A 1,529-nucleotide genomic window follows, 5' to 3' on the forward strand; every position below is an offset into this window, starting at 1 on the left:
AGAAGCGAGTTCGTTCTATGCTGGGATTGAAGTCATTTCGTACAGCTACTTACATACTGTGTGGCATAGAAGCCATGCATATGATTAAAAAGAAACAGACTCACCAAAGTGAATATACCCCTGTCAAGTAGACACTACAAAAAAGGCAGTGGTTATGACGCAGCCATTCTTCGATATTCCATGGGAGAACGGCTGTGTAACTTTAATTGAATTCTTTCTGTATTATAAAAATGAATATAGTTTTTGATGGCACGTCGTATCATCTCTTTTGATTTAAATAACTGAAGATATAGAAGCTCTGATTTTAAATGACCGAAGAAATTTTCTATACATGCGTTATCCAAACCATTTCCCTTTCTAGACATACTAGGGCGGATCTGACACTTTTCTAGTAAATCGCTATACTTTGGAGAGGTATACTGGAATCCTCGGTCGCTATGTAAGAGAGTTCCTCGCGCATCTCGCTTTTTTATGGCTTCTTTCACCGTATCCAGTACTAATTTTAGATTATTTTGGTCGCCCAACTTATACGCTACCACTTCATTATTGAATAAATCATAAATAACAGATAGATACATTCGCTGTTTACCGAAGTCAATATAGGTAATATCTGTGACCCATTTTTTATTGGGATGGGAAGCTGAGAAGTCTCGGTTAAGGAGGTTGTCTGATACTACTTTTTCTGATTTCTTCCCGAAATACTTTCGCTTCCTTCTAATTTTAGCTTGTATCCCCATTTCCTTCATAAGACGATACACTCTCTTATGATTCACGATTAACCCATGTTTACGGAATAACCAAGCTTTTATACGAGGGTAACCATAAATTCCTTTGACTTCTTTTACGCATTTCATCATCAATTGTTTTAATTGTTGGTCTTCTTTTGGTTTCTCTGTTTCTGTACATTGTCTTTGAACCCATTTGTAGTACCCACTTCTTGAGATTCCTATTACTCTACATAAAAGAGAAATCGAATACTTGGAAGCTAAGGATTGAATACTTCTATAACATATTTGTTTGTCTTTCTTTGTTTTCACCCCCTTTTGAATGCCACTATCTTTTTTAATAACTCGTTTTGCGCCCGTAAATACTCTACTTCCTCTTCTAAGGTCATCGGCTTTTGACTTGGTTTCTTTTTAGGTCTAGATCCAGATTTTTTTCCACGTTGATCTTCTAATCCCAGAACACCTGATTCACGATATGCCTTCACCCATCTTCTTATATGGCGATTGCTTGGTAAATCTAATTTTTTCGTTACCATATCCCAGCCCATTCCATCTTCTAGATACATTTTTACTGCTTGTAATTTAAACTCTATTGAGTACTTTTTATACTGTTGCCCTTGTTTAGCCATAAGAAAATCCCCCTTAGATAAACAGTACTGTCCTTTTTAAATACTGTCTACCTAAGAGGGATAATATCACTTTGGAGAGTCTGTCCTTTTTTAATCATGTGCATAGCCTCTATCCCTGCAATAATCCGTTTGGCAGTTCGTAAAGACTTTAATCCAAGCATCGAAAGAATACGTT

2 protein-coding genes and 2 pseudogenes are annotated in these 1,529 nt (G+C 36.4%); 1 reads left to right on the forward strand and 3 read right to left on the reverse strand.

Annotation, left to right across the window (positions count from 1 at the left end; genetic code table 11):
- Positions 1-131: pseudogene (locus MOC86_RS23780) on the forward strand (IS6 family transposase); the annotation flags it as partial.
- A gap of 21 nt (positions 132-152) precedes the next feature.
- Here MOC86_RS23780 and MOC86_RS23785 read toward each other — a convergent pair.
- The 3 genes and pseudogenes from MOC86_RS23785 to MOC86_RS23795 all read right to left on the reverse strand — a co-directional run.
- On the reverse strand, positions 153-1,067 hold the full coding sequence (locus MOC86_RS23785; protein WP_268586404.1) for an IS3 family transposase: 915 nt from the start codon (positions 1,065-1,067) through the stop codon (positions 153-155).
- Positions 1,034-1,354 carry a transposase gene (locus MOC86_RS23790; RefSeq protein ID WP_268307080.1) on the reverse strand — a complete coding sequence of 107 codons (321 nt, stop codon included), beginning with the start codon at positions 1,352-1,354 and terminating at the stop codon, positions 1,034-1,036. The genes MOC86_RS23785 and MOC86_RS23790 overlap by 34 nt, the downstream gene beginning before the upstream one ends.
- Positions 1,355-1,401: 47 nt before the next feature.
- Positions 1,402-1,529, reverse strand: a pseudogene (locus tag MOC86_RS23795) (IS6 family transposase); the annotation flags it as partial.

This window comes from Priestia endophytica (assembly GCF_026790145.1).
GTDB lineage: Bacteria > Bacillota > Bacilli > Bacillales > Bacillaceae_H > Bacillus_I > Bacillus_I endophytica_A.